Annotated in this window: 26 protein-coding genes; 14 read left to right on the top strand and 12 right to left on the bottom strand. The window is 49.6% G+C overall.

The annotated features are described in order from the left end of the window. Positions 1 to 376: 376 nt before the first annotated feature. Both ligA and zipA read right to left on the bottom strand, forming a co-directional pair. Entirely contained in the window at positions 377 to 2,392 is a 2,016-nt protein-coding gene (gene ligA, locus L4C36_RS04830) for an NAD-dependent DNA ligase LigA (RefSeq protein ID WP_428476660.1), read from the bottom strand. 138 nt (positions 2,393 to 2,530) lie between these two features. Continuing rightward, entirely contained in the window at positions 2,531 to 3,853 is a 1,323-nt protein-coding gene (gene zipA, locus L4C36_RS04825; RefSeq protein ID WP_428476659.1) for a cell division protein ZipA, read from the bottom strand. A 435-nt stretch (positions 3,854 to 4,288) separates the two neighbouring features. On the opposite strand from zipA, the gene cysZ reads away from it, so the two are divergent. From cysZ to crr, 5 genes are all read left to right on the top strand, one after another. Further along, complete coding sequence (gene cysZ, locus L4C36_RS04820) at positions 4,289 to 5,050, top strand: sulfate transporter CysZ (RefSeq protein ID WP_428476658.1); 762 nt, start codon at positions 4,289 to 4,291, stop codon at positions 5,048 to 5,050. Positions 5,051 to 5,279: 229 nt separating this feature from the next. Then, on the top strand, positions 5,280 to 6,248 hold the full coding sequence (cysK, locus tag L4C36_RS04815) for a cysteine synthase A (protein ID WP_428476657.1): 969 nt from the start codon (positions 5,280 to 5,282) through the stop codon (positions 6,246 to 6,248). Positions 6,249 to 6,562: 314 nt separating this feature from the next. After that, on the top strand, positions 6,563 to 6,820 hold the full coding sequence (locus L4C36_RS04810; RefSeq protein WP_428476656.1) for an HPr family phosphocarrier protein: 258 nt from the start codon (positions 6,563 to 6,565) through the stop codon (positions 6,818 to 6,820). Positions 6,821 to 6,872: 52 nt separating this feature from the next. After that, positions 6,873 to 8,600 (top strand): phosphoenolpyruvate-protein phosphotransferase PtsI, encoded by a 1,728-nt coding sequence (gene ptsI / locus L4C36_RS04805; protein WP_428476655.1) that lies wholly within the window; start codon positions 6,873 to 6,875, stop codon positions 8,598 to 8,600. A 40-nt stretch (positions 8,601 to 8,640) separates the two neighbouring features. Then, positions 8,641 to 9,150 (top strand): PTS glucose transporter subunit IIA, encoded by a 510-nt coding sequence (gene crr, locus L4C36_RS04800; RefSeq protein ID WP_428476654.1) that lies wholly within the window; start codon positions 8,641 to 8,643, stop codon positions 9,148 to 9,150. Between the two features lie 350 nt (positions 9,151 to 9,500). On the opposite strand, the gene L4C36_RS04795 is transcribed toward crr, so the two are convergent. The 3 genes from L4C36_RS04795 to L4C36_RS04785 all read right to left on the bottom strand — a co-directional run bounded on the left by L4C36_RS04795 (position 9,501) and on the right by L4C36_RS04785 (position 11,681). Beyond that, a complete protein-coding gene (locus L4C36_RS04795; protein WP_428476653.1) occupies positions 9,501 to 10,397 on the bottom strand; it encodes a Dyp-type peroxidase in 897 nt (298 codons plus the stop codon). Positions 10,398 to 10,807: 410 nt separating this feature from the next. After that, positions 10,808 to 11,212, bottom strand: coding sequence for a hypothetical protein (locus L4C36_RS04790; RefSeq protein WP_428476652.1), 405 nt, complete (start codon positions 11,210 to 11,212; stop codon positions 10,808 to 10,810). Beyond that, positions 11,196 to 11,681 (bottom strand): DUF2919 domain-containing protein, encoded by a 486-nt coding sequence (locus tag L4C36_RS04785; protein ID WP_428476651.1) that lies wholly within the window; start codon positions 11,679 to 11,681, stop codon positions 11,196 to 11,198. The genes L4C36_RS04790 and L4C36_RS04785 overlap by 17 nt, the downstream gene beginning before the upstream one ends. Positions 11,682 to 12,181: 500 nt before the next feature. On the opposite strand from L4C36_RS04785, the gene L4C36_RS04780 reads away from it, so the two are divergent. Together L4C36_RS04780 and L4C36_RS04775 are read left to right on the top strand one after the other, a co-directional pair. Beyond that, positions 12,182 to 12,532: a DUF2956 domain-containing protein gene (locus tag L4C36_RS04780; RefSeq protein ID WP_428476650.1), complete on the top strand. Its 351-nt coding sequence runs from the start codon at positions 12,182 to 12,184 to the stop codon at positions 12,530 to 12,532. Positions 12,533 to 12,563: 31 nt separating this feature from the next. Continuing rightward, on the top strand, positions 12,564 to 13,028 hold the full coding sequence (locus L4C36_RS04775; RefSeq protein ID WP_428476649.1) for a DUF1499 domain-containing protein: 465 nt from the start codon (positions 12,564 to 12,566) through the stop codon (positions 13,026 to 13,028). A gap of 352 nt (positions 13,029 to 13,380) precedes the next feature. Here the strand turns inward: L4C36_RS04775 and L4C36_RS04770 are convergent, their stop codons facing one another. The 6 genes from L4C36_RS04770 to napF all read right to left on the bottom strand — a co-directional run bounded on the left by L4C36_RS04770 (position 13,381) and on the right by napF (position 17,948). Further along, a complete protein-coding gene (locus tag L4C36_RS04770; RefSeq protein WP_428476648.1) occupies positions 13,381 to 13,515 on the bottom strand; it encodes a TIGR02808 family protein in 135 nt (44 codons plus the stop codon). 15 nt (positions 13,516 to 13,530) lie between these two features. Next, positions 13,531 to 14,106: a NapC/NirT family cytochrome c gene (locus L4C36_RS04765; RefSeq protein ID WP_428476647.1), complete on the bottom strand. Its 576-nt coding sequence runs from the start codon at positions 14,104 to 14,106 to the stop codon at positions 13,531 to 13,533. Between the two features lie 30 nt (positions 14,107 to 14,136). Next, a complete protein-coding gene (locus tag L4C36_RS04760; RefSeq protein WP_428476646.1) occupies positions 14,137 to 14,598 on the bottom strand; it encodes a nitrate reductase cytochrome c-type subunit in 462 nt (153 codons plus the stop codon). 97 nt (positions 14,599 to 14,695) lie between these two features. After that, positions 14,696 to 17,182 carry a periplasmic nitrate reductase subunit alpha gene (gene napA / locus L4C36_RS04755; protein WP_428476645.1) on the bottom strand — a complete coding sequence of 829 codons (2,487 nt, stop codon included), beginning with the start codon at positions 17,180 to 17,182 and terminating at the stop codon, positions 14,696 to 14,698. After that, positions 17,179 to 17,454 (bottom strand): chaperone NapD, encoded by a 276-nt coding sequence (locus L4C36_RS04750; RefSeq protein ID WP_428476644.1) that lies wholly within the window; start codon positions 17,452 to 17,454, stop codon positions 17,179 to 17,181. Before L4C36_RS04750 ends, napA begins: the two co-directional genes overlap by 4 nt. Before the next feature lie 2 nt (positions 17,455 to 17,456). Continuing rightward, positions 17,457 to 17,948: a ferredoxin-type protein NapF gene (gene napF, locus L4C36_RS04745; RefSeq protein WP_428476643.1), complete on the bottom strand. Its 492-nt coding sequence runs from the start codon at positions 17,946 to 17,948 to the stop codon at positions 17,457 to 17,459. Between the two features lie 370 nt (positions 17,949 to 18,318). Between napF and narQ the strand changes: the two genes are divergently transcribed. From narQ to L4C36_RS04730, 3 genes are read left to right on the top strand one after another with little or no spacing between them, the layout of a single operon-like run. Further along, entirely contained in the window at positions 18,319 to 20,073 is a 1,755-nt protein-coding gene (gene narQ / locus L4C36_RS04740; protein ID WP_428476642.1) for a nitrate/nitrite two-component system sensor histidine kinase NarQ, read from the top strand. Further along, a complete protein-coding gene (locus tag L4C36_RS04735) occupies positions 20,070 to 20,696 on the top strand; it encodes a response regulator (RefSeq protein ID WP_428476641.1) in 627 nt (208 codons plus the stop codon). The genes narQ and L4C36_RS04735 overlap by 4 nt, the downstream gene beginning before the upstream one ends. 1 nt (position 20,697) lies before the next feature. Next, entirely contained in the window at positions 20,698 to 21,033 is a 336-nt protein-coding gene (locus tag L4C36_RS04730; protein ID WP_428476640.1) for a DUF4156 domain-containing protein, read from the top strand. A 53-nt stretch (positions 21,034 to 21,086) separates the two neighbouring features. Here the strand turns inward: L4C36_RS04730 and L4C36_RS04725 are convergent, their stop codons facing one another. Further along, positions 21,087 to 21,368, bottom strand: a complete 282-nt coding sequence (locus L4C36_RS04725; RefSeq protein ID WP_428476639.1) for a winged helix-turn-helix domain-containing protein — start codon at positions 21,366 to 21,368, stop codon at positions 21,087 to 21,089. A gap of 324 nt (positions 21,369 to 21,692) precedes the next feature. On the opposite strand from L4C36_RS04725, the gene L4C36_RS04720 reads away from it, so the two are divergent. From L4C36_RS04720 to L4C36_RS04705, 4 genes are read left to right on the top strand one after another with little or no spacing between them, the layout of a single operon-like run. Beyond that, positions 21,693 to 22,046 (top strand): ArsC family reductase, encoded by a 354-nt coding sequence (locus tag L4C36_RS04720; protein ID WP_428476638.1) that lies wholly within the window; start codon positions 21,693 to 21,695, stop codon positions 22,044 to 22,046. 14 nt (positions 22,047 to 22,060) lie between these two features. Then, positions 22,061 to 23,191 carry a succinyl-diaminopimelate desuccinylase gene (gene dapE, locus L4C36_RS04715; protein WP_428476637.1) on the top strand — a complete coding sequence of 377 codons (1,131 nt, stop codon included), beginning with the start codon at positions 22,061 to 22,063 and terminating at the stop codon, positions 23,189 to 23,191. After that, positions 23,191 to 23,898, top strand: a complete 708-nt coding sequence (locus L4C36_RS04710) for a M15 family metallopeptidase (RefSeq protein WP_428476636.1) — start codon at positions 23,191 to 23,193, stop codon at positions 23,896 to 23,898. Before dapE ends, L4C36_RS04710 begins: the two co-directional genes overlap by 1 nt. Then, the gene (locus L4C36_RS04705) at positions 23,899 to 24,114 is read left to right on the top strand and encodes a DUF2897 family protein (RefSeq protein WP_428476635.1); all 216 of its coding nucleotides are present in this window, start codon (positions 23,899 to 23,901) and stop codon (positions 24,112 to 24,114) included. It abuts the gene before it with no gap. Positions 24,115 to 24,608: the final 494 nt, after the last annotated feature.

The following is a 24,608-nucleotide window of genomic DNA, read 5'->3' as shown; positions in this document are numbered from 1 at the left end:
GCCCTGAAAAACATCAATGAGAACTTAATTTATTGTGTTAAAAATATGACTCAGTGCAAACTTTGCGCGTATTAGTGATCACGATCAAAATACCGCAACCAAGGCAAGCAACAAACAAACAAACCACTTAAAAACAACAACTTGAGTAACTTTGATATCTTAAAAGTGCGAGTCACCTCGAAAGAATATTTTATTTAGCAAATTAGTTACATCTGTCATTTTTTGCCTTCACGGCTTCCGTTAACCCGCTAGGTTCGGGGTAAAAAAAAACCGTTGCCCGCAATTTCCCTCTGCGTACGAGCAAAAATAAAGCCCTGCCACATTTATGGCAGAGCCTGATCTTTTGACCAAAATTCACACATTTACATCAACGAGCTTAATGGGCGAGTAAATCCACCAACGCTTGCTCATCCCAAATTTCAATACCTAACTCTTGTGCTTTCGCCAATTTTGAGCCAGCAGCTTCACCTGCAACCAGCAAATCTGTTTTCTTAGAGACACTGCCCGTCACTTTGGCGCCCAATTGCTGCAGAGCGGCTTTTGCATCAGAACGAGACAACTGAGATAACGATCCTGTCAGCACGACGACCTTTCCTTCTAGTGGTCGTGTTGCGCCCTCTTCCGGCGCTTCAATCACTGGCCAGTGAATTCCAACGGCAAGTAATTGTGTGATCACAGCAAGGTTGTGTGCTTCGCGGAAGAAGTTATACACATGTGCGGCCACAATGGTGCCCACGTCTGGTACTTCAATCAGTTGCTCTTGAGAAGCAATCTGAATCGCGTCCAGTGTTTTAAAGTGGTTAGCCAAGTTCGCTGCGGTCGCTTCGCCAACTTCGCGGATACCCAATGAATACAAGAAACGTGGCAACGTAGTGAGCGTGGAAGCCGCCAAGGCATCCACCAGTTTTTGTGCCGATTTGGGCCCCATACGTTCTAATACCGTTACGACACCCGCTGAGAGGGTGAAAAGGTCGGCCGGTGTCGTCACCATTTCGCGATCAACTAACTGCTCGATCACCTTTTCGCCACAACCATCCACATCCAGCGCTTTGCGTGACACAAAGTGTTTAAGGGCTTCTTTACGCTGTGCCTGACAGAACAGGCCACCGGAACAACGCGCCACCGCTTCGCCTTCGACGCGCTCCACTTTAGAATCACACACAGGGCAAGTTTGCGGGAACACAATGGCTTGAGCCTCTGCCGGACGGCGAGATTCAACCACCGACGCCACCTGAGGGATCACATCACCTGCGCGGCGGATCACAACGGTATCGCCAATCATCACACCTAAACGCGCAATTTCATCCGCATTGTGCAAGGTTGCATTGCTCACCGTCACCCCACCGACAAACACCGGCTCTAGCTTCGCAACGGGCGTGATCGCGCCGGTACGGCCCACCTGAAACTCCACATTTTTCAGCAGCGTCATTTCTTCTTGTGCGGGGAATTTATACGCAATCGCCCAGCGTGGCGCACGGGCAACAAAACCCAATTGTTGTTGGGTTTCAATGGCATTGATCTTTATGACCACGCCGTCAATCTCATACGGCAATGCCGTGCGTTTCTCACCAATGGACTGATGATACGCAATCACCGCATCCATCGAGTCCAACGCGCGGATCTCCGGACACATTGGCAAGCCCCACGCTTTGAGCTGGACTAAGCGCTCGTACTGGCCGTCGGCCAGCGTCATGCCTTCCACCACCCCGGTAGAATACGCATAGAAACTCAACGGACGTGTCGCAGTAATGCGGGAATCCAGCTGACGCAAACTGCCTGCGGCGGCATTACGTGGGTTGGCAAAAGGTTTTTCGCCTTTCTTTAACGCGCGTTCATTCAGTGCATCAAACCCTTTTTTCGGCATGAACACTTCACCACGCACTTCCAAACGTGCAGGCCAATCGCTTCCCTGTAATTTCAGCGGGATAGCACGAATAGTACGTACATTCTCGGTAATGTTCTCACCGGTGGAGCCGTCACCGCGTGTCGCCGCTTGCACCAATACACCATCGACATACATCAAACTGACCGCCAAGCCATCCAGCTTCGGCTCACAACAGTAAGACACATCAGTGTGGCCCGGCAAGCGATCACGCAAACGTTTTTCAAACGCACGTAAATCGTCATCGTTAAACGCATTATCCAACGACAGCATCGGGATCTCGTGCTTCACTTGGGTAAAGCCATCCAGTGGTGTACCACCGACACGCTGGCTAGGAGAATCGACGCTGATGAGTTCTGGGTGCGCGGCTTCTAATCGCAACAACTCTTGCATCATACGGTCATATTCAGCATCCGGAATCTCAGGATTATCTTCAACGTAATAGCGATGACCGTGATAGGCAAGACGATCGCGCAGCGTGTTCAATTGCTGCTGAATATCATGACTCATTGTTTTTCCTATTCATATTCTATTACTCCGCCCTCTTTCATGATGGACGTCATGAACAGATATTGCGCAGTACAAAAAACAAAGCCCTCTATACAACAAGGTATAAAGGGCTCAAAAATAAAGGTGTCGCCCTGCGGCTTAAGCGTGTGAGTAACGCATCGCTTTTTCACGGTATTCCGTAATACGGCGTGGTGTGATCAGGTTACGTTCGTGATCAAGCACATCCGCTTCCAGGACATCCGCAATGCGTTGAACCGTTTGCAACATCAAGTTAAATGATTGGTCAGCACGCCCAGCTTGGCATGGCAGCATCAAGTAGAACGCCACCCCTGGGGTTTCAAACTGCTCGTTCCCACCCACAGGAAAATGAGCTGGATGCACCATGTTGGTTGCGCAGAACAAACTCGGCCCTGTCCCTGCCATATCGCTATGACGGTGATACACCGCGTTGTCACCAAAAATCAGATTGTGTTGTTCAAACGCGGTGAAGAGCTTATTACCCCGTAGCACATCACCATGGCGAGCATGCACGTTCAACACCAAGAAATCCGGTGGCAGCACTTCTGGCTCTGGCTCTGGCTCTGGCTCTGGCATAGCAGCCTGAGGTTGCGCTGCAACAGGCGAAACCATTACCGGCTCCGGTGCAACAACGGGACGCTGCTCAGCAGGTTGCGGCTGGCCTGTTGGTTGTTCAACCTGAAAAGGTTGATCACTCGGTTCAACCACAATCATATCTTCGACGGCCGTTTGTTGCTGACCACGTTCAATGTCTTCAATGGTCAGCGTCGGCTCAATCACCGGCGTTTCATTCATCGCACTTAACGTCGGCTCAACGCGCGTTTGAACCGCAGGTTCCGACATCGCAGACGCTGGCGTAACCGTAGGCTCAGCGATTGGTGCTGGCTTGGCGGCAGGGGCTGCTGCATGTGACACTTGGCGCGGAGACACCGTCTGTGTTTGAGGTGCGACAGACACCTCTGGCGTCATCATCTGGGGAGCGGTCACCTCTGCTGTCGACATCACATTTTGCGCCATCGCACGCTGTACAATACCTTGCGACGCCGTTGCTTGTGGCGCAACAACGGGTTGAGGCTCAACCACAGGCTCAGGGTGTGCGACAGGCACGCTGTCCGCTGGAACGTTATCCCCAGGCTGAATATCCGTAGATAGGCCATCCAAGAGTGGATCCGCTTCCGGTTTCGCCCCGAAATGTAACGCTGGTTCTTTCCTTTCAGTTCGAAGAGGTTCAACGGGCGCAGTGTCATTGTTCATCACTCGAACACTGCCTACTCCATCGTGATCGAAACCGTCTGAATCACGTGATGAATCATCCAACTTTCCTAACGGTTTCTCACCAAATTTGGCGGGTTTTTCCTTTCGGCTACTCCATAAACCGTGCAACAGCAACGCTGCAATCGCAAGGGCACCGACAATAATAAGAACCAGACGCAATTCCTGCATATGAATACTCTGAATTTACTTGTTACCCATCAAGGGTGAATCAACCAAAAAGCACCGCCTGTCTGGACATCCCTCCAGGCACTACCACAACTATTACAAATCCCTCTGTCTCTCTTTACCGACCACAGAGAAATGGTGTTGGTTCCAAGGTAAAGAGACGGAACTCTGCTACGTATCACATTTTGACAGTTTCACCGAAAAAAGAGACGCCCATCTACTGTATCAAAACTCAAAACAGAATGAGAAGGTGAATATGGCGATTCATGCAATATAGCGTTATTGAACGCACAATCGACCAATCCTTAACCACTTATAGCCCCTCTGATTTGTGCTAACGGCACCGATTTGCTTCTCACAAGCTAACACCGTTAATATCATTGATAGTCATGGCCACGCCAAATGTACAAAAAAATCAACGATTGCCAAGGAGCCTTTATGCAACCCCCTCAGCCAATACAAGCACCTCTCAGTGGTGCGGGGTATTTTTTCCGCGGATTTTCTTTAGCGATGCAGCCGGGTACCCGCCGCTTTGTCTTGTTGCCACTGCTTATCAACATGGTGCTCTTTGGCACCGCATTCGGTTTTATCCTCAGCCAATTGAGTGACTGGATTGACGGCTGGATGAGCCTGTTACCAACGTGGCTCGACTGGCTCTCGTACTTATTGTGGCCTCTGATCACCGTTGCTGTGCTGGTCACCTTTTCGTATTTGTTCAGCACCATTGCTAACTGGATCGCCGCCCCATTTAATGGGTTGCTCGCCGAACACCTCGAAGCAAAATTGACGGGTCAACCAGCGCCCGATACGGGCATGGCTGCCATCATGAAAGATGTGCCTCGCATCATGCACCGTGAATGGATCAAACTGAAATATTACCTGCCAAAAGCATTGGGACTCTTCATCTTGCTATGGATCCCAGCAATCGGCCAAACCGTGGGACCGGTTTTGTGGTTTTTATTCAGCGCATGGATGATGAGTATCCAATATGCTGACTACCCGTTTGATAACCATAAAGTGCCGTTTCCTACGATGCGTGACGCGCTGAAGCTCAAGCGCGGCAAGTCACTCAGCTTTGGTAGCTTGGTCATGGTATGTACCATGACGCCCATCTTAAACCTCTTCGTGATGCCTGTTGCCGTCTGTGGCGCAACGGCAATGTGGGTGGATCACTACCGAGATCAATACCGCACACATTAAGTCAGTACTGCGAAATCAACACCGCCCCCTCACCCCAAGCAAGGCACACTCTGCCTTGCTTTTTCTTCACCGCAGAGACTTATTTCATCTTCTCCCTGCACACCGCATTTATTCTGCTATCCTCCTTTATAACAATAAGATATAACCACAAATTCCTTTCCAATCTGCCTGCATTGGGTATGCTTGGTGTGTCATTTAAATTTGAACGTGTTACGAAGGAACGATCACTATGAGTAAGATTTACGAAGATAACTCTCTAACAGTGGGTAATACTCCGCTAGTACGCCTCAACCGTGTCAGCAACGGCAATGTGCTGGCTAAAATTGAAGCCCGTAACCCAAGTTTCAGTGTTAAGTGCCGTATTGGCGCGAACATGATTTGGGATGCAGAGAAAAAAGGCCTACTGAAAGAAGGTGTTGAACTGGTTGAGCCAACCAGTGGTAACACCGGTGTCGCACTGGCCTTCGTTGCTGCAGCACGTGGCTACAAACTGACATTAACCATGCCAGAAAGCATGAGCCTTGAGCGTCGTAAACTGCTCAAAGCCCTTGGCGCGAAACTCGTGCTAACAGAAGCACCAAAAGGCATGAAAGGGGCGATTGAAAAAGCCGAAGAAATCGTCGCGTCTGCCCCAGAAAAGTTCTTGCTGCTTCAGCAATTCAACAACCCAGCAAATCCTGAAATCCACGAAAAAACGACGGGCCCAGAAATCTGGGATGCCACCGACGGTGAGATCGATGTCTTCGTCTCTGGCGTGGGTACCGGCGGTACGCTAACGGGCGTCAGCCGTTACATCAAGCAGACCAAAGGCAAAGCCATTACCACGGTAGCCGTTGAACCAAGTGAATCCCCAGTGATCACCCAAGCACGTAACGGCGACGACATTAAACCTGCACCACACAAGATCCAAGGGATCGGTGCGGGCTTCATTCCGGGTAACCTTGAATTAGCTTTGATCGATGAAGTGGAGCTGGTAAGCTCTGACGACGCCATTGAAATGGCACGTCGTCTGATGGAAGAAGAAGGGATCCTGGCTGGTATCTCATCCGGTGCTGCCGTCGTTGCCGCTAACCGAGTGGCTGAGCGTCCCGAATTTGCAGGTAAAAACATCGTCGTTATCCTACCAAGTTCAGGCGAACGTTATTTATCCACCGCGCTCTTTGCCGGTATTTTTACTGAAAAAGAAACCCAACAGTGATCACACTTTCACATGATGAGTTAACGTTTTTCAGCTAAAAGCCTCCCTTCGGGGGGCTTTTTTGTTGCATTTTGATTTTAGCTCTAATATAAATCCGTTGTATATTATTTCTAGCTCCGAAATAAAAGGTCACAAAATGGCCATGCCGGAGAAAGAAAAGAGAGAAAAGTCACAAAAAATTGACTTGGATTAATCTCAAACATCGAACTGTTGGGTAGTTTATACTCATGTGAGCGAATAAAAGCCCGAACAGGCAAGTTCACTAACAGTTACGTTAAAAATTAAATAATTATTATCTATCATCGGGGTGAAAAATGTATCAGAAGCAAGTTGAGATCACTGCAGAAAACGGCCTACACACTCGTCCAGCAGCACAGTTCGTTAAAGAAGCTAAAGCTTTCGAAGCAGACATCACAGTGACTTCAAACGGCAAAAGCGCTAGCGCAAAAAGCCTGTTCAAGCTTCAAACTCTAGGTCTAGTAAAAGGCACAGTAGTCACTATCGCTGCTGAAGGTGCACAAGCTCAAGAAGCGGTTGACCACCTAGTTGCTCTAATGGACGAACTGCACTAATACGCAGCACGCTATTACTTCCCCTAGTTTTAAGTTAATTTAAGGTAAGGCTATGATTTCAGGTATCCTGGCGTCTCCTGGTATTGCTTTTGGTAAAGCACTACTCCTGCAAGAAGAAGAGATTGTATTTAACAAAGCTTCTATCGCTGCAGACCAAATCGAGAACGAAATTCAGCGTTTCTTCGATGCTCGAAAAAAATCATCTGAGCAACTAGAAGTTATCAAAGAAAAAGCACGCATCACCTTTGGTGAAGAGAAAGAAGCCATCTTTGAAGGCCACATCATGTTGCTTGAAGATGAAGAGCTTGAAGAAGAAATCATAGCCTTCATTAAAGATAACAATGCCTCTGCTGATGTTGCGATCCACGCAATCATCGAAGAGCAAGCGATGACGCTTGAATCCCTAGACGATGAATACCTCAAAGAGCGTGCCACCGACATCCGTGATATCGGTAACCGCTTTGTTAAGAATGCATTGGGTATCAGCATTGTTAACCTGAGCGCGATCAATGAAGAAGTGATTCTGGTTGCTAACGACCTAACCCCTTCTGAAACCGCGCAGATCAACCTAGATTACGTACTCGGCTTCATCACTGATATCGGTGGTCGTACCTCACACACCTCTATCATGGCACGTTCTCTAGAACTTCCAGCTATCGTTGGTACAAACAACATTACCACTCAGGTGAAGAACGGCGATATGCTGATTCTTGATGCAATCAATAACACGATTATCATCAACCCATCTGACGATGAGCTAGCCCAATTTAAAGCGACCCGTGACGCTAACCTTGCTGAGAAAGAAGAATTAGCCAAGCTGAAAGACCTGCCTGCTATCACCCTAGACGGTAAGCAAGTAGAAGTCTGTGGCAACATTGGTACGGTCAAAGACTGTGACGGTATCAACCGTAACGGTGGCGAAGGCGTTGGCCTGTACCGTACCGAGTTCTTGTTCATGGATCGCGATGCCCTTCCTACCGAGGAAGAGCAGTATGCTGCATATAAAGCCGTTGCTGAAGCAATGCATGGCGAATCTGTGATTATCCGTACTATGGATATCGGTGGTGATAAAGACCTACCGTACATGGATCTACCAAAAGAAATGAACCCGTTCCTAGGTTGGCGCGCAGTGCGTATCAGCTTGGACCGTCGTGACATTCTACGCGATCAGCTACGTGGTATTCTTCGTGCATCTGCACACGGTAAAATCCGCATTATGTTCCCAATGATCATTTCTGTTGAAGAGATCCGTGAACTGAAAGCCGCGATGGAAGAATACAAAGCTGAACTTCGCACTGAAGGTCTGGCATTTGACGAAAACATCGAAATCGGTGTGATGGTTGAAACGCCAGCAGCTGCTGCGATTGCGCACCACTTAGCAAAAGAAGTTGAGTTCTTTAGTATTGGTACTAATGACTTAACCCAGTATACTCTTGCCGTTGACCGTGGTAATGAGCTGATCTCTCACCTTTACAACCCACTCTCTCCAGCTGTTCTGACCGTGATTAAGCAGGTTATCGATGCTTCTCACAAAGAAGGCAAGTGGACAGGTATGTGTGGCGAGCTTGCGGGTGATGAGCGTGCAACCCTACTCCTACTGGGTATGGGTCTGGACGAATTCAGCATGAGCGGAATTTCAATTCCTCGCATTAAGAAAATTATCCGTAACGCAAATTTTGCTGATGTAAAAGCTATGGCTGAGCAAGCGCTTGCTATGCCTACTGCTGCTGAAATCGAAGCACACGTAGAAAAATTCATCGCAGAAAAGACCATCTGCTAAAATACCTGCAGATAAAATAACAACGCTTAGGAGCAACGATATGGGTCTGTTTGACAAATTGAAGAAGCTGGTTTCTGACGACAGCAGCGAAGCTGGTGCAATTGAAATCATCGCACCACTATCTGGTGAAATCGTTAACATCGAAGATGTGCCAGATGTTGTGTTCGCAGAAAAAATCGTTGGTGACGGTATCGCTATCAAACCTGCTGGCAACAAAATGGTTGCACCAGTAAACGGTACTATCGGTAAGATTTTCGAAACTAACCACGCATTCTCTATCGAGTCTGACGACGGCATCGAGCTATTCGTTCACTTCGGTATCGACACTGTTGAACTGAAAGGTGAAGGCTTCACGCGTATCGCGGAAGAAGGCCAAACAGTGAAAGTGGGCGACACGATCATCGAGTTCGATCTAGCATTGCTAGAAGAGAAAGCGAAATCAACTCTGACTCCAGTTGTTATCTCTAACATGGACGAAATCAAAGAGCTGAACAAACTTTCTGGCGCAACAACTGTGGGTGTTACTCCAGTTATCCGCATCAAGAAATAAGATTGCTTCAATCTTTGCAAAAACGCTGCCTACGGGCGGCGTTTTTTTATACTTAAAATTCGAGTCGCGAGTTTACAGGGACGAGTAAAAGCGGAAGAGCAAAGAAGGGGCAGAAACGAGTCTGCGCATATCAAGAAAAAGCAAAAAATGGGCTAGGTTATGAGGTTCTAAGGTTCTAAGGACCGAATGCCTTCTCTCATCAGATAGGCAAATGCTTTTGCTTCTAATCTTTCTGCACTGACTCGGAGCGCAGCGAGACCCGTCCCTAGACACTCGCCCCTTTCTTTTCAAAAAAAATCCCCAGCCTTTCGACTAGGGATTCGTCTTTCAATGCGATTAGGCTTCAACGCTTACAGCGCGGCAAGCACTTCCATTGACGGTGCGAAGAAGTACGCGCCTGTCATCGCGGTTGTAAAGCGCAAAAGCTGATCAGTTTTACCGTCTGTTTCGCCGTACATGCTCTCTAGCATCACTTTGAAGTTATGCTGAGTATGACAATACGCAATGAACAACAAGCCGTGATCGCCCGTTACCGTGCCGTATGGCAGGCTATGACGGACAATTTTCAAGCCTTTGCCTTCTTCTTTGATATCAACACGGCCTACGTGGGAAGCCGCAGGTACATCCTCAAGCTCAACAGAGTCAGGCTTCGTACGACCAATCACTTTTTCCTGCGCTTGCATGTTCAAACGGTTCCATGCAGGCAGGTTGTGAACAAAACGCTGTAGCATCACAAAACTACCACCCGCATAGTCACCGCTGTTGATCAGTGCGACGTCAGAACGCGCTTCGCGGGTTTTCGGGTTTTCCGTGCCATCAATGAAGTCTGTCATGTCACGGGCATCCAAATATTTGAAGCCGTACGTTTCATCCATCACCTCTACCTGATCGGCGATCGGCTGCATGAACTGACGCAGCAAGTAGAAGTTCAAATCGTGACGACTAGAGTTCACGTGCAGCAGGATGTCGCCACCGGTCGCCGGTGCCGTGATGTCGCCTTGGCCTAACGCCACAAAGTTATCAAACTCAGCCGGACAGCCCTTCTCTAGCGATAACCAAAAATCTTTACCGAACGCAATGCTCGCACGAAGATCAGAATGCGGCTGTTGCTCGTTCAACGTAGCAACCAAATGGTGGATCTGCTGACATTGCTTCACCACCGACGTTGCGTCGCCTGTCACTTTCATTACTGCATACAATGCAAATGGACCTGCCTCAGGCAAAATCAGAGGTTGTGCAGTGGCCATACTCTTCTCCTAAATAGCGAGTGCTGATATGTATCCTGCGTGATCTCTCACCGTACATTGCACCAAGCTTGGGTGTTATTGGGCAATCACATCAGGATAAACTGAATTCGCAAGGATTATAGCGCGATTTACATCGGGAAAGTTGATCATTGTCAGCCCTCACAGATAACCTGATAGGCTCATCCGATTTAATCATCACAACACATGCCGCATCATTGATGGAACGGCATAAACAGTAATGAACAGGAAACCGCACAGGGAGCGGAATACAAGGTAGGGACAGAGGGCATTAAACAGCGGTAATTGGTGGTAAAGAGAATGAAAATTCACGAAAAAAGCATGGTAACAACCATAAAAAACGCGCCTGATAAGGCGCGTTTTAATGCAGCATACAAGACAAAATGATCTCCTTATACGGTTGTAACTGCCACCTGTAATTTGACTTGCTCATCATCGCTGTCGGTTGACTCAAACAACGCTGGCGTATCCAACCCCGTCGATAATGTCGGTGCAATCACCGTACGCCAACCACCGTCATCCAGACGCTCTTTGACTTTAAACGCAATCGTCACTTCTTCGGCAGAAATCGCCAGCAACTCTGCGCTACCCACCAATTCACGTGCACTGTGATCGGCATCTGCCGTGCCGAAAAAGACCGTTTCTTCACCGGGCAATAACGACAGTGATGTATTCACAGACTGCGTAATACCCGATGCACCGGTCACTTCAAAATTGACATCCAGCAGCCAGTCAGCCATTGCCAGTGGGCTTAATAGCGCACTGAACAGGACTAAGCCTTTACCCCATTCGTTCATGACTCTTTACCTCTTCTAACGGCTTATCCGCAAATGTATTCCTGACCCGCGAACTGCGGTAGAGGTAAAACCCGAGCCAAAGTGTAAGCAATAAACTTAACGCGCGGGTCCAACTGAACTCACCGTGTGTGAGCACCAATTGGTACACTTGCAAAGCACAATCAATGGTATAGCTCAGCAGGAGTACCGATTTACCACGCTGCCATACCCAATTTATAACCTTATTATTTTTGTGTCGGTAACCCGCAAGCCACATAAAGATCACTGCGGGTAACCCCAACCCCATCGCCAGATACAAATTTTCTGGCAACGGGTACAGTATCTCGAGCACTTGCGCTCCGTGTTGTCGACTTGCCCCCGCCATCACAAAGACAATCCATGCCTTCGCGCTAAACCATAAACACAGCCACAACATGGCTGACGGTTTCAACAAGCCATGCTTGTCGTAGGCTTCTATTGGATATAACACTGACTTTCCTCATTAACATTGCTCTTTATGCAATGGAGGTGAGTCAGCCGTTTTTCAATAGCTAGCCAGCGGGTCGTCGTACACTCGGTCAATACCTCCTCATCTGATACAGCCAAGAAGGTGTTGTTGTCATACCGTAGCGTCAAGATAATCCTTTCCACGACTACCACCACACCAAACGCTAAATTCTGTGGCGAACCGCACTCTTTGGATATACGTCTTGTAAGCCAGATCACGTTTTTTCCGTTCTAAAATGGCGTTTTTCTAATTTTATTACAGACATCACAATACGTAATCTTATTCAAATCTCACTGCGACATACGCACATTACCATTACTTTTCATGTGTTTATTGCATAACAAAAGCATAAACATCGCATTCACACTCTGTACATTTATTGAAATATAATTACGTTCCTTAGGACATCTTTTACCATCACTTACCATTTACTTACGCTATCGGTATAATTTACTTATCCTCATTCTGACTGATAAGATTTCATGGCGACGAAAAAAGTACATTCGACTCCCTCACCGGAAACGCAACAGGAAGCGATGAATATGGCCCGTGCGACTCAAAAACCAGGGCAAACCAAGGAACAAACCAAACTCATTGCCCAAGGGATCCAGCACGGCATTGAGCTGTATAAAAAGCAGCAAAAAGTCAAATCCCGAGAACGCGACAAACAACGTAAAAAAGGCACCAAGGAACAGCCGTCAATCGTAGACGACGCCGCGGCAACCGTTGCGGATGCATCCACCCAACACTCGCCCCCAACGCGTACACAATGGCTACCTTGGGGATTACTGGTCGCTTCCTGGGTCGGATTCATCCTCTATACCCAGTTCTGATACGCGTACGGCCTTATAAGGAGATATCACCATGCGCCTTACTCTGTCTCGCACAATGACCTTACTTGGCCTTAGCAGTCTGCTGATGGCCTGTGGCAGTCATGAACATGCCGACTCGACCATTAACCGTTATCACATCAACCAGATCTGCAGCGATAGCCCTAATTGTGTTTCTACCTTGGATGAGAGAGAGCAGCATGCCCTGTCTCCTTTTATGCTCACAGACAAAGGCAGCCACAGTTGGAAGCAAATTCAGCGCTTAGCCCTGACGTTACCCGGTGCGGCATTGGCAGATGAACAGGCGCAGTATTTTCGTGTTGAATGTACCAGCACGATTTTCCGCTTTATTGATGATTTTGAAGTCAAACGAGATGGCGATCACTTGATAATCCGATCGGCGTCACGCGTCGGGTATTCAGATTTCGGGGTTAACCGAGAGCGTGCCGAACAGTTTCGTCAGCATTTACTGACGGCGGGTTACTTAGTGGAAGAATAACGCACATAACAATTGATAATAATTCTCAATGCGATCTATACTTTGTACAGTGATGCATTGAGGGTATATCGATGGACAGAGCCAGTTTTCAACTTTTTTGCTTGCTTGGCATCGCCAGCATGGTCATCTTGCAAGTGATCGATTTCATTGTAGAATCGCACACACTCTGGCTTTTCCTGCAGGAATGGGGGCCGATTGACCTGTTATGGTTAGGTTTAGCCACCATTGCGCTTTTTTCCCCTCATCGGATGCCGTCGCCCTGATCTGTGATGCCAACAAAAAAGCCATGCTGAGACATCAACATGGCTTTTTAATTGCCGCAAACACCGCCTTTAACACGGTGTCGACCCGTTTATGGTGCCTTGTCTTTACCCAATGATAGCAGCCACACAGACACCGCCGCGACAGCAACAAAGCCACTCAGGATAATCACCGGCATGGCCGCGTAACCCAAGGTGTGCCAAATGATGGATTCAAGCGTACTCATTCTTCTCTCCTTTCGTTACTGCCAGCCTTCCACGCCTTTCATGTCCGGTAGCTTATGGGCGATCCCCTTGTGGCAATCCACACAGGTTTTATCGCCGGATGCCAACGCCGTTGAGTGCTGTTTCACACTGCGCGGCCCTTGCTCTGAGAAATCCATGAACTCGAACTCGTGACAGTTTCGGCACTCTTGCGAGTCATTGTCTTTCATCCGCTGCCACTCACGATTGGCCAAATGTCCCCGTCGCGCCTGAAACTTCTCTTCCGTATCAATGGTCCCTAATGCATGGGCCACCAGCTCTTTTGAAGCCTGTACTTTACGCACCATTTTGTCGGTCCAATTGTGTGGCACATGGCAATCTGAACAGATCGCCCGTACCCCAGAACGGTTAGAGTAGTGCACAGTTTCTTGAATTTCTTTCACGATCGGCGCATGACACCCCGAACAGAATGCTTCGGTATTGGTCGCTTCCATGCCGGTGTTGAATGCACCCCAGAACAGCAAACCGCCCATGAAGCCCATGAATAACACCACGCCCACCGCCACTTTACTCGGTGACGTTAAACGGCGCCAAAATGCCTTTATGATTTTCATCTTTAGCCTCTCTCTGCTTCTTGGCGGTGATTAGCGCAAGGCATCAACACGTTTAAAATCGTTACCGACCAACGGTTTTGCATCCGCTTGCGGCACATGGCACTGCAAACAGAAATAACGCGCTGGTGACACATCAGACAACACTTGCCCTTCACGTGGCGATTGGTAGTGTGTCACGCTGATCTTGGTGGCACCCATTTCTTTGGCATTTTTCCAGCTGTGGCAAGCCAAACACTTGTTGGCATTTTGCGACACTTCGTAATTACGAATGGTGTGCGGGATCAACGGTGGTTGGTAGACATAATCACTGTCAATCACCCCTTGATCACGCGGGTAACGCTTCATCGGATCCGCGGGACGTGTGGTTTCTAGCTCGCTAGCGCCACGCAGTGATTCCACCCCACCGATACCGCCCGGATTGTCTTCAGCACTCTGTACCACGCCGGTCAGCAGCATGCCAACTGCCATCACCGCGATCATTAATTGTTTCATTTTCTTCTCCGCCTACAGGCTATATTCAATCAGCAGACGCCCCGCCCCACGCGGTGAACACCGCACGAAGCGTCTACTTTGCAACAGGATGACGTCGTTAGATTTTCGTGATCTTAATCGGACATTTTTTGAAGTCGGTCTGCTTCGACAACGGATCCGTCGCGTCCAAAATCAGTTTGTTGACCAAAATGCGGGCATCAAAGAACGGCACAAACACCAAGCCTTCTGGTGGGCGGTTACGGCCACGGGTTTCGACGCGACAACGCACCTCACCCCGACGTGATGCCAGCAGCACCTCATCGCCACGGCGTACACCGCGGGCTTTCGCATCTGCCGGGTGGATATAACACACCGCATCAGGTACCGCTTTGTACAACTCCGGCACGCGGCGGGTCATGGTGCCGGTATGCCAATGCTCCAATACACGACCGGTACAGAGCCACAAATCGTATTCGCTGTCGGGCACTTCCGGTGCGGGCTCAAACGGAGCAAAAATGATGTTGGCTTTGCCGTCTTTGTGGCCGTAGAAACGGAATTTTTCACCGACTGGCACGTAAGGATCCGATCCTTCTGCAAAACGCCACTGGGTTTCTTTGCCATCCACCACCGGCCAACGCAGACCGCGCACCTGATGGTAAGTGTCATACGGGGCCAAATCGTGACCGTGACCACGACCAAAGCGCGCGTATTCTTCAAACAAGCCTTTTTGGACGTAGAACCCCTGCGCTTGTGCGTCGTCATTCAACGGTTGTGCTTCTGACAGCGGGAACTTGTCCACCTCGCCGTTGCGGAACAACACGTCGTACATCGTCTTACCACGGTACTGAGGGGCTTTCGCTAGCAGCTCTTCACCCCACACTTCTTCCACGGTAAAGCGCTTAGAAAACTCCATGATCTGCCACAGATCCGATTTTGCTTCCCCACCAGCCTGTACCTGCTGATACCACACTTGGGTACGACGCTCTGCGTTCCCGTAGGCGCCTTCTTTTTCTACCCACATTGCCGTGGGCAAAATCAGATCCGATGCTTGTGCCGTTACCGTGGGATACGGATCAGAACACACAATGAAGTTGGCAGGGTTGCGGTAACCCGGCAGGCGTTCTTCATTAATATTCGGGCCTGCCTGCATATTGTTGTTACACATGATCCAATACGCATTCATTTTTCCGTCTTTGAGCATGCGGTCTTGCAACACGGCGTGGTAACCCGGTTTCGGTGGAATCGTCCCTTCCGGCAGTTGCCAAATATCCTCGGCAATGGCGCGGTGTTTCGGGTTCGCGACGACCATGTCAGCCGGTAAACGGTGAGCAAACGTCCCCACTTCACGGGCGGTACCACATGCAGATGGCTGGCCGGTCAACGAGAACGGGCTGTTACCCGGCTGAGAGATTTTGCCCGTAAGTAGGTGAATGTTGTACACCAAGCTGTTCATCCACACACCACGGGTGTGCTGGTTCATGCCCATGGTCCACAATGACATCACTTTGCGGTTAGGATCGGCATACTGCTTGGCCAAATCAATCAGTTTATCTTGTGGCACGCCTGACATTTCAGACGCTTTTTCTACGGTGTATTCCGCCACCGAGGCTTTGTATTCTTCAAACGTCATCGGGTACATTTTGCCCGAGTTGGCGTGTTTGGCTTGCTGCTGTAACGGATGCTCATCACGCAGGCCATAACCGATATCGGTTTCTGCACGTTTAAAATGGGTGTGCTTATTCACGAAATCCCAGTTCACCGCATCGTTTTGGATAATGTAGTTGGCAATGAAATTAGCAATCGCCAGATCCGTTTGTGGCGTAAATATCATGCCGTTATCCGCCAACTCAAACGAGCGGTGGGTATACGTCGACATCACGTTCACTTTCACATGGGGGTGACTCAAACGGCGGTCCGTAATACGGGTCCACAATACCGGGTGCATCTCCGCCATGTTCGAGCCCCACAGCACGAACGAATCCGCATGCTCGAAATCGTCATAACAGCCCATCGGCTCATCAATCCCGAAGGTACGCATAAAGCCCACTACGGCAGACGCCATACAGTGACGCGCGTTGGGATCAATATTGTTGGAACGGAAGCCTGCTTTCATCATTTTCGATGCGGCGTACCCTTCCATCACAGTCCACTGACCAGAGCCGAACATGCCGACACCGGAGGGGCCTTGCTTTTTCAACGCGGCTTTCCATTTTTCCGCCATCACATCAAACGCTTGATCCCACGACACGGGTTGAAAGTCACCGTCTTTATGGAATTTGCCGTCTTTCATCCGCAACATCGGGGTTTGCAGACGGTCTTTGCCGTACATGATTTTAGACAGGAAGTAGCCTTTGATGCAGTTCAAGCCCTTATTCACGGGTGCTTCAGGATCCCCTTGGGTCGCCACAACGCGGCCATTTTGGGTACCCACCAACACAGAACACCCTGTGCCACAAAAACGACAAGGCGCTTTATCCCACTTAATGTTGGTTTCATCTGCACTCACAATTAAGTTCGTGGCAGAAGCAGGCAGCGTAATACCGGCTACCGCAGCGGCCGAAATGGCGGCATTTGCTTTCACAAATGCACGTCTTGTCATTTTCATGAATCATCCTCAGATTGCGCGTCAATGCGTTCGATTTGGTGGAACACTAAAAACGTGGTCAGAACGTGTTCTAAGTTATTAATTTTGTCGATGGTGTCCGTCACATAGCCTTGATTTTCAGTTTCAAGCACCACAATGACCTTCCCTTCTTCGCTGTCGCCGTATATTTCGGCATTGGGCATTGCCTCAATCTGCACTTTCACCGATGCCAAATGCTGAGGTTTAACATGCACCACTAAGCTCGAGATATGCACTTCCTGTAATGATGACATTGCTACTCTCCTTCTGGATGTTGTAAGGCAAGGGTGATGGCAGAGGTCGGGCAAACGGCCACACACGCACCGCATCCGGTACAGGCATCTGCCTCAATGATGGGTGTCGCGACCCCGCCCACTTGCAGCTTAAAACCGATCGCTTGTGTCTCGCACATGTCCCCGCAACTGCGGCATTCAACGTTTTTCTGCGCCAAACACTCCGTGCTGATCGCCGCCACCATGTCCCACGGTGACTCTGCCTGAGGGCGAAACAACGGCTCCGGACAGGCATCAGCACAGCGATAACAAAAGGTGCATTCACCCCGCTGAAAATCGACCGTCGGAAACCCCCCGTCCCCCTTGGTGATGATCTGCGTTTCACAGTGCGAGACACATTGATTGCAACGGGTGCAGTGATCGGTGAAAGTATCTTCATCAACCACCCAAGGCAGACGCGGAAAATCCGGTTGCTGGCGCCGCATGAATAAGCGACGACGGGAACGATCAAACATCGACACATCCTTTGTAAAAAGTTATGAACAAAATGATCGTGACGGTTGAAGGACTCAGCCGCTACAACGAGGTATACACGACAGATACCGGCATTAATTGCGATTAATTTTTCACAAGCTGTCATTTTTATATGCGGTAGTGTAAATCTCGTCACAATTACCTAAATACCCCGTTAGGGTTAATTAGGGGGCAAAATTGTTTTAGATCAATAAATCAAATTGATACTCTTCACACTATAAGCACGTACTGCGAGTTGCAGCGTGACATCGCCACCACACGAAGCCTGAAATCAGACGTCATCCACCACCGCCCCCTGTGCTTGGTACTCTTTAACTATAGTTGAGACACACACAGACAAGGGCTCCATAGATGTACCCAAAAGAAGGGAATGATTTGCAAACTCAGCCGCTTAAGCCTGTCGCCAGTACCATCGCCCGTGCCATGCTGGTGATCGTCCTGCTGTCTGTCCTGACCACCAGCTTTGCCTTACTGACGCTGGCATCAAGCTTGAATGATGCCGAAGCGATCAATGTGTCCGGCTCATTGCGCATGCAAAGCTACCGATTGGCTTACGACATTCAAACCCAATCACCGCAGTTGAATGATCATGTGGTGCATTTTGAACAATCGTTGTTTTCCCCTTCTATGGCAGCACTTAACCATTGGACGGTGCCCACCAGCATTCAACAGCATTATGATCACCTGATCGCCCGCTGGGCGGATTTGTACCCGTTATTACAAAACGGTCACGAAGCACAATTTCTGACTGACGTGGCTCAGTTTGTTGATCGCATTGATCAATTCGTCTACGCGCTGCAGGAATTTTCGATCGTCAAATTGCAGTTATTAGCGATTGTCGGGGGGATTGGCCTGAGTTTGATTTTGTTCATTACGCTGTTCATCATTCACTTCACCCAGCGAAAAATTGTCAACCCGCTCAACCAGTTGGTTGTTGCCAGTGAGCAAGTGCAGAATGGGAATTTTGATCTGGTCTTGCCGGTAAAGAGTGACAACGAATTGGGTGTGTTAGCGGGGGCATTCTCCTCCATGGCCAGCGAATTGGGTAAGCTGTATCGCAATCTGGAACAACAGGTCGACGCCAAAACCCGCCGCTTACGCCAAGCCAATGACTCCTTACAAGTGCTGTATGATTGCTCTCAAGAACTCAAAGAAAGCCGCCTGAGCACAAAAAACTTCCATGCCATGCTGAACACCATGATCACCATCGAAGGGCTGACGGCGGCCAAATTGATCATCGAGGAAAGTAACGGCGCCAATACTGAATTAACCGCAGGCCAACCAACCGATGCCAACTGGCACTACCAAGAATTAGAGATCGACGGCAAAGTGCAAGGCCACCTTGGTTGGCAATACACCCTGCCTTGTCCGGATCACAGCCTAATTGAAAACATCAGCCGTACACTGGCACGCGGTATTTATTACAACCGCGCCCAAAAACAGGCCGAGCAATTATTATTGATGGAAGAACGCGCCACCATTGCGCGCGAACTGCACGATTCGTTAGCCCAGTCGTTGTCTTACTTGAAAATTCAAGTCACACTGCTTAAACGGCAAGTGAACAACCCGGATGCCGCCAACACGGTGATTCAAGAAATCGACCACGGCCTGTCTGGCGCCTACACCCAGCTGCGCGAATTGCTCAGTACCTTTCGTCTCAGCATTAAAGAAGCCCATTTGGGCGAGGCGTTACGGGCGATGATCACCCCATTAGAAGCACGAAGCTCCGCGTTGATCACCCTCGATAACCGGTTGTCGTCTTTAAATTTGGATGCCCACCATCAAGTGCACTTGCTGCAATTGATCCGAGAAGCCGTGTTGAACGCCATCAAACACGCGAACGCCAACACCATTACCGTGCGCTGCCAGCAAAATCACGCGTCCTCATCCCACGCTGAACACGACGCAGACAGCGTCACGATCAGCATTCACGATGATGGCCAAGGCTTTGACCCCAACGATCACAAGCTCAACCACTATGGCCTTGCGATCATGACCGAACGAGCCTCTCGTTTGCACGGTACACTGACTATAACAACCGCCCAAGGCGAAGGTTGCACCGTCAGCCTTCACTTTACGCCCAAGCCGCAAGGATACAGAGAATGACGAGCTGGAAAATATTGATTGTTGATGATCACCCGCTGATGCGGCGGGGGATCAGCCAACTGTTAAGTTTTGAAGGGGAATTTGAGATCGTCGGCGAAGCCAGCAATGGGGCCGATGCCGTGCAACTGGCGATCGATGTTGAACCCGATTTGATCTTGTTAGATTTGAACATGAAAGGCATGTCAGGGTTAGATACTCTCAATGCGATGCGCCTCGAAGGCATTCAGGCGTGCATTGTGGTTCTCACCGTGTCTGATAGTCGCGCCGACATGCATGCGCTGATCAATGCCGGTGCGGATGGCTATCTGTTAAAAGATACCGAGCCCGATCAACTGATCGCCCTGCTTAAGCAAGCCTTATGTGGCGGACACGCCTACAGCGATCTCGTGCGTGAATGTTTAGCCGATAACCACGTGCAGGATTCGTTGCTCGATACCCTGACCGAGCGAGAAATGCAGATCCTCAAAGAGGTCGCACGCGGTCACCGCAACAAGCAAATCGCGGATACCTTGTTTATTTCAGAAGCCACCGTGAAGGTGCACATGAAAAGTTTGCTGAAGAAACTGCAGGTGAAATCGCGCACCGCAGCGACCGTACTTTATCTCGAAAGCCAAGGCCGATAGTATGAAGACGCGGGCCACGTTGGTGGCACTGACAGGGCTGATGATCAGTGGTTGTGTCACTACGCCGCTTGCGCCTCACGCCCAATCGGTCACGGTAACATGGGATACCAGAGATGTGCTCAACACGTGTGAAAGACGGGGCACCGTTATTGGTTCACAAGGTGCTTGGTATAACTACTGGTTCATTAGCGATCGCGATCTGACCCAAGGGGCACTCAACCAGTTACGTAACCAAGCCGATCTCGCTGGCGCAGATACGGTCTCGTTGTATTACCCGCCCGCGTTTGATACGTCCGTGACGTTGATCGGCAATGCCTTTCTCTGCCATAAAGAATAAATATAAATACCCAATATTTAGAGAATAAAAAACCGCATCACTGCGGTTTTTTATTAGCAAGAGACCGATGAAATGATATCCCTTTCACGCGACTCGACCCACTGTAGATCAAACGGGCCCCAATCACTCAACTGGTAGTAGCCATCGTTATGGCGCTTGCCATCTTGAACAAACGCCAATTCAATACCGAACCCCGGCAGGGCTTTCAACACATCCTGAATAGTGCGGCGTGGCCAACCCGTAATTTCTATCAACTTAGGCACATTTGGGCGTTCAAGTTGTTCAACTAACAGCGCTAAATAAAGACGACGAGCAAAAACCGGATTCAATTCCATTGAGACCTCCATAATTTGAGGATTTCATTATTCCGTCTTCTGCAAATCGGTTGTTGCGTTTGATCAAGTTGAGGCACGATTTCACCTCGCCTCACCGCCGTGTTGAGTGACCCTGCTCACAAAACTTTTCACAAATCATTTAAAAGCCATAAAAATAACAACTAATCAACAACTTGAGTGTCGGCATCATCCCATTTATGGTGCAACACTTAGGCGTATTCAACGCAGCCGCACCATCCCTGCTCAATACCGCCCCGTTGCGCCTGTTGAGGATTCCCGTTATAAAGAGAGACCAAGTTCACAACATAAGTCAGCCGAATAAAAATGAACACCATTGCTTACGGTATCAAGAACTGCGATACCATCAAAAAAATGAAGAAATGGCTTGAAGCCGAACAGATCGCTTACCAGTTTCACGACTACCGCACGGATGGCCTGGATCGTGACATGCTTGAGCAATTTGAATCAGCATTGGGTTGGGAAGCGATGGTCAACAAACGTGGCACCACTTTCCGTCAGCTCAACGACGAACAAAAAGCCGGCCTTGATAAAGACAGCGCCATTGCGCTGATGCTGGAACAACCGGCGATGATCAAGCGCCCGTTGCTGGTGCATAACAACCAGTACCACTTGGGCTTTAAGCCTGATCAGTACCACGCCATTTTCAACGATAAATAATGAAGGATACAAGGATGTCAGACAGCCCCGTTATCGCGCTGGCGAAAGATTTAATGCGCCGACCATCAGTAACGCCGGAAGATGAAGGCTGCCAAGACGTGATGATTGCGCGCCTTGAGCAACTCGGCTTTACGATCGAAACCATGGTGTTTGAAGATACCACCAACTTGTGGGCACGCCGTGGCACACAAGCGCCGCTGTTCGTGTTTGCGGGCCATACCGATGTGGTCCCTGCCGGTAACCTTAGCCATTGGCATACCCCACCGTTCGAGCCCACCATCATTGATGGTTACTTACACGGCCGTGGCGCGGCCGACATGAAGGGCTCACTGGCCTGTATGGTTGTCGCCATTGAGCGCTTTCTGGCAGAACATCCGGATCACAACGGCTCTATCGCCCTGCTGATCACTTCGGATGAGGAAGGCCCGTTCATTAACGGCACCACGCGCGTGATCGACACCCTTGAAGCCCGTAACGAAAAAATCGACATGTGCATTGTCGGTGAGCCTTCCAGCACCCATGCGGTGGGTGATGTAGTGAAAAATGGCCGTCGTGGTTCCATCACCGGTGATGTGATCTTTAAAGGGGTGCAAGGCCATGTGGCCTACCCGCATTTGGCCGATAACCCCGTGCACCGTGCGATGCCCGCGTTAGCTGAATTGGCCGCGACGACGTGGGATAACGGCAATGCCTACTTCCCACCAACAAGCTTTCAGATCGCAAACCTCTCTGCCGGTACGGGGGCATCCAATGTGATCCCGGGCGAGTTCCATGTGCAGTTCAATTTCCGTTTCAGCACCGAACTGACGGTCGATGACATCAAGCGTAAAACCCAGTCTGTTCTGGACGCGCATGGTCTCGACTATGATCTGACTTGGACATTCAGTGGTCACCCTTTCCTCACCGACAAAGGCACCTTATTGGAAGCCGTGGTCAGTGCGATTGAAGAAGTGAACCACCAGCAACCGGAATTGCTCACGACCGGTGGCACCTCCGATGGCCGCTTCATTGCCCGCACTGGCGCGCAAGTGGTGGAGCTGGGCCCGGTGAATGCCACTATCCACAAAGTGAATGAGTGCGTGAAAGTCGCGGATCTGGAAAAGCTGACAGACATGTACCAGAAAGTGTTGGAAAAAGCCCTTTAATGCTCAAATACCCTACACACGCTCGGCCTCACACGGCCGAGCAACTGACAGGCCAAGACACCAGTCACTTGGTGGTCATTAACCCGACCACAGGCCAACTCGTGCATACCGATATGGCACCGGCCATGCTTGCCTTACAAGCCGCTGCGCTTGAAGCTGGTTTTGATATGCGACTGGCCAGCGCGTTTCGTCCGTTTGATCGCCAACTGTGGATTTGGAATAACAAGTTCACCGGCCAGCGGCCCATTCTGGATAGCCATAGCCAACCACTGGATACCGATACATTAAGCGATATCGAGAAAATTCATGCCATTTTGCGTTGGTCTGCCCTACCGGGTGGCAGCCGCCATCACTGGGGCACCGATGTGGATGTGTACGCCGCAAACTGCCTACCAGAAGGCACGGCTCTGCAATTAGAGCCGTGGGAATATGAAACCGGCGGTCACCAGCATGCCTTCGCGCAGTGGTTACACCGCACCATGCCGGATTACGGCTTTTACTTACCTTACGCCGAAGAGCGACAAGGGGTTGCCTGTGAGCCTTGGCACATCAGTTACTTTCCGGTCAGCCAACACTTACTGCAACAACTCACACCAGACATGCTCAGACGCACACTGCAAGACACCGACATCGCCGGAAAGTCGCAGATAGTGGCAAACATTGATATTCTGTATGCAAGGTACATTGCAAATATCAGTGAGGTCTAAATGGAATGGCTATTTAACCCTTGGGTGATCAGCTTCATCGTGGTCGCAGTGGTCGTCAGTAATATCGCCGCATTGAAGTACACCGCCCACATGAAATTTGGCCAGCGCGATAGCGTGAGAGGCACCCACGAGAAAAACAAACGCGAGCAAGAGCTGGATGATCTGATCAGCAAACAGGCGGAGAACGACAAAATCACCCGCCGTCATGAGAAGTAGTTCGCGAGGAACGAGTGTCGAGTCTACGAGTATTGAGTAAAATCTGTGGTCCTGTGGTCCTGTGGTCCTGTGGTCCTGCAGGCAGGATGTTTGATACTGTCGTAGATACAAACACTTACATTCCTACTCATGCCTCACGCTCACGGTTCCGAGCTCTTCCATAGGGCCTTAGGACCTCAGGGCCGCTCTTGCTTTTCCGCTCTTAACCCGCTTTTCCTCGTCCCTTTAGACTCAACCCTCGCCCCTCTAAAAACAAAAATCCCCAGCCTTTCGACTAGGGATTTCAGATTTCATCACGCATTATTTCTAAGTCTGCCTTGTGAGAACAAAGCGCAAGCGCACAGTTTACTCTCGCATGAATGCTTGACGTTGTTGCTCTACCATTCGACCAACCGCTTGATGTCTAGCACGCAGTCAGAATCAGTGAGAACAAAGAGAAAGCACGGAATTTATGACCATAAATGAGTACTTTCGATGCAGTTATCGCTGATTCT

This window comes from Photobacterium japonica (genome assembly GCF_050337005.1).
GTDB classification, from domain to species: domain Bacteria; phylum Pseudomonadota; class Gammaproteobacteria; order Enterobacterales; family Vibrionaceae; genus Photobacterium; species Photobacterium japonica.
This window is presented reverse-complemented; position numbering and strand designations above follow the sequence as displayed.